This window comes from Phytoactinopolyspora endophytica, from assembly GCF_004138495.1.
GTDB classification, from domain to species: domain Bacteria; phylum Actinomycetota; class Actinomycetes; order Jiangellales; family Jiangellaceae; genus Phytoactinopolyspora; species Phytoactinopolyspora endophytica.
On record NZ_ML142852.1, the window covers coordinates 180838 to 184102 of the forward strand.

At 67.0% G+C, this 3265-nt stretch carries 6 protein-coding genes; all 6 read right to left on the reverse strand.

Features of this window, described 5'->3' with window-relative positions; translation table 11 throughout:
- A partial coding sequence (gene rpsC / locus ELR45_RS09225) for a 30S ribosomal protein S3 (protein ID WP_129665826.1) occupies window positions 1-840 on the reverse strand: 840 nt, incomplete at its 3' end.
- Window positions 840-1214, reverse strand: coding sequence for a 50S ribosomal protein L22 (gene rplV / locus ELR45_RS09230; protein WP_129665345.1), 375 nt, complete (start codon window positions 1212-1214; stop codon window positions 840-842). The genes rplV and rpsC, both read right to left, overlap by 1 nt.
- 33 nt (window positions 1215-1247) lie before the next feature.
- Entirely contained in the window at window positions 1248-1529 is a 282-nt protein-coding gene (gene rpsS, locus ELR45_RS09235) for a 30S ribosomal protein S19 (protein WP_129665348.1), read from the reverse strand.
- Between the two features lie 16 nt (window positions 1530-1545).
- Window positions 1546-2382, reverse strand: a complete 837-nt coding sequence (gene rplB / locus ELR45_RS09240; protein ID WP_129665350.1) for a 50S ribosomal protein L2 — start codon at window positions 2380-2382, stop codon at window positions 1546-1548.
- Window positions 2383-2435: 53 nt separating this feature from the next.
- Complete coding sequence (gene rplW, locus ELR45_RS09245) at window positions 2436-2741, reverse strand: 50S ribosomal protein L23 (protein ID WP_129665352.1); 306 nt, start codon at window positions 2739-2741, stop codon at window positions 2436-2438.
- Window positions 2738-3265, reverse strand: a 528-nt coding sequence (gene rplD, locus ELR45_RS09250; RefSeq protein WP_240759363.1) for a 50S ribosomal protein L4, incomplete at its 5' end; no start/stop codon positions are given. The genes rplD and rplW, both read right to left, overlap by 4 nt.

Here is a 3265-nt window from a genome sequence, read left to right on the forward strand (position 1 = left end):
CTCCTGCTCGTTACTCGTCTCGGTCGTCGCCGGCGCCTCGGACTCAGTCGACGGTGTCTCGGCCACTGGAGCCGACTGGGCCTCCGCCGCATCCTGCTGACCGCCACGGCCACGGGTCGGACGACGCCGCTCTGGGCGCCTACGCTCCCGCTGCTGCGCGCGTGCCTGAGCGGCCTGCTCGGCGGCGCGCTCCTGGCGCGAGCCGGTCACGTCGCCCTTGTAGATCCAGACCTTGACGCCGATCCGACCGAACGTCGTGCGGGCCTCGTAGAAGCCGTAATCAACGTCGGCACGCAACGTGTGCAGGGGCACCCGGCCTTCGCGATAGAACTCGGAGCGGCTCATCTCCGCGCCGCCCAGACGACCCGAGCACTGGATCCGTACGCCCTTGGCGCCGGCCCGCATCGTGGTCTGAATCGCCTTACGCATCGCCCGACGGAACGCCACGCGCGCAGACAGCTGCTCGGCGACGCCTTGCGCCACCAGCTGGGCGTCGACCTCGGGCTGCTTCACCTCGAGGACGTTCATCTGGACCTGCTTGCCGGTCAGCTTCTCCAGCTCCGACCTCAGCCTGTCCGCCTCAACACCCCGGCGGCCGATCACGATGCCGGGACGCGCTGTGTGGATATCCACCCGCACCCGGTCACGAGTCCGTTCGACCTCGACGCTGGAGATTCCGGCGCGCTCCATTCCCGTCGTCATCAGCTTGCGGATGGCGACGTCCTCCGCGACGTAATCGCGGTAGCGCTGTCCTTCACTCGTGCTGTCCGCGAACCACCGACTCTTGTGATCGGTGGACACACCCAGCCGAAACCCGTGCGGGTTAATCTTCTGACCCACTAGCGGGTCCCTCCCTTCGCGCCACCGGCGGTGGCAACCTGCTTCTCATCGACCGCGATGGTGATGTGGCAGGTCCGCTTCTTGATCCGGAACGCCCGGCCTTTGCCGCCTGGGCGGAACCGCTTCATGGTCGGTCCCTCGTCGACATAGGCGCTCCCCACCACCAGCGCGTCGCGCTGAGTGCCGGTGAGGTCATTGGCGTTCGCCGCCGCGCTTTCCAGTACTTTCAGCACCGGCTCCGCCGCGGCGATCGGGGTCAGCCGCAGCAGCGCTGCGGCCTCGTCCACGTCCAGGCCACGGATGAGGTCCACCACGCGGCGCGCCTTCATGGGCGTCACGCGCACATAGCGCGCCTTAGCCCTGGCTGCTTCCATCGTTGACTCCCTAGTTCCTTCGCGTGGCAAACGTCACCGGCGCCGCGAGCGTCGGTCGTCCTTCTCATGGCCCCGGAAGGTCCGCGTAGGCGCGAACTCCCCGAGCTTGTGACCCACCATCGCCTCGGTGACGAACACCGGGACATGCTTGCGGCCATCGTGCACCGCAATGGTGTGTCCGATCATGTCCGGGACGATCATCGACCGTCGCGACCACGTCTTGATCACGTTCTTCGTACCCTGGTCGTTCTGCGCCTCGACCTTCTTGGCAAGGTGCTCGTCGACGAAGGGCCCCTTCTTCAGGCTGCGTGGCATCTTCGTAACTCCTGACTCAGCGCTTCTTGCCGGTCTTGCGGCGACGGACGATCTGACGGTCGCTCGGCTTGTTCTTGCGCCGAGTACGTCCTTCGGGCTTACCGTTCGGGTTCACCGGGTGCCGGCCACCGGAGGTCTTGCCCTCTCCACCACCGTGCGGGTGGTCCACCGGGTTCATCACGACACCGCGGACGCTCGGACGCTTGCCCTTCCACCGCGATCGGCCGGCCTTGCCCCAGTTGATGTTCGACTGCTCGGCGTTGCCGACCTCGCCCACCGTGGCACGACAGCGCACGTCGACGTTACGGATCTCGCCGGAAGGCATCCGTAGCTGAGCCCAGGTGCCCTCCTTCGCCACGAGCTGCACACCCGCGCCGGCCGAGCGGGCAATCTTGCCACCGCCACCGGGCCGAAGCTCAATCGCGTGCACGACCGTACCGACCGGGATGTTGCGCAGCGGCAGGTTGTTGCCCGGCTGGATGTCGGCCCGTGGCCCGGACTCGACCTTCCTACCCTGGGTGAGCCGGTGCGGCGCCAGGATGTATCGCTTCTCCCCGTCCGCGTAGTGCAACAGAGCGATGCGCGACGTTCGGTTCGGGTCGTACTCGATGTGCGCGACCTTCGCCGGCACGCCGTCCTTGTCAGCACGACGGAAGTCGATCACCCGGTACTGACGCTTGTGCCCACCACCCTGGTGGCGCGTCGTGATCCGACCGGCGTTGTTCCGGCCGCCCTTCTTCGGCAGCGGCCGAACGAGCGACTTCTCCGGCTCGGACCGGGTGACCTCGGCGAAGTCGGCGACGCTGGAGCCGCGCCGGCCCGGTGTCGTCGGCTTGTACTTACGGATTCCCATTCCAGACCTCGATACCTTGACCTATGGTCAATCTCAGTTCGTGTCCCGTGCTCTTACGAGACCGGACCGGAGAAGATGTCAATACGCTGGCCGTCGGCCACGGTGACGATCGCCCGCTTCGTGTCCGGACGCTTGCCCACACCGAACCGGGTGCGCCGCCGCTTACCCTGGCGGTTGGCCGTGTTCACACCGGTGACCTTCACGTTGAACACCTTCTCGACCGCGATCTTGATCTGAGTCTTGTTCGCGTCAGGATCGACGATGAAGGTGTACTTGTTCTCATCCAGCAAGCCGTAGCTCTTCTCCGAGACGACCGGCCTCAGCAAGATGTCGCGTGGATCTCTGCGAACGCCGCTCACTTCGACTCCTCCGTCTCAGCTGCGCCGGCCCCGGCCGCGGTCTTTCCCGGCCCCGCCAGGAAAGCATCCAGCGCCGCCTTGGTGAAGACCACGTCGTCGGCGCACAGCACGTCATACGTGTTCAACTGGTCCGGCGCGATCAGGTGTACGTCCGGCAGGTTCCGCAGGCTCCTGAGCGCCACGTCGTTCCCGCGCTCGACGACCGCGAGTACGTTACGCCGGTCGGTCACCGACGCCAGGACTGCCTTGGCCGCCTTCGTCGACGGCGCGTCGCCGTCCGTGAAAGCGGTGATGACGTGCAGCCGGCCGTGACGTGCGCGGTCCGATAGCGCTCCGCGCAGTGCGGCTGCCTTCATCTTCTTCGGCGTCCGCTGGGCGTAGCTCCGCGGCTGCGGGCCATGGACGATACCGCCGCCGGCGAACTGAGGCGCACGGATCGAACCCTGCCGGGCACGGCCTGTTCCCTTCTGCCGGTACGGCTTTGCGCCGCCGCCGCGCACCTGGCCGCGAGTCTTGGTGGCGTG

Coding starts and splice junctions, on each gene's coding strand:
- rplB (WP_129665350.1), bottom strand. CDS start 2,382: ATGGGAATCCGTAAGTACAAGCCGACGACACCGGGCCGGCGCGGCTCC.
- rplV (WP_129665345.1), bottom strand. CDS start 1,214: ATGGAAGCAGCCAGGGCTAAGGCGCGCTATGTGCGCGTGACGCCCATG.
- rpsS (WP_129665348.1), bottom strand. CDS start 1,529: ATGCCACGCAGCCTGAAGAAGGGGCCCTTCGTCGACGAGCACCTTGCC.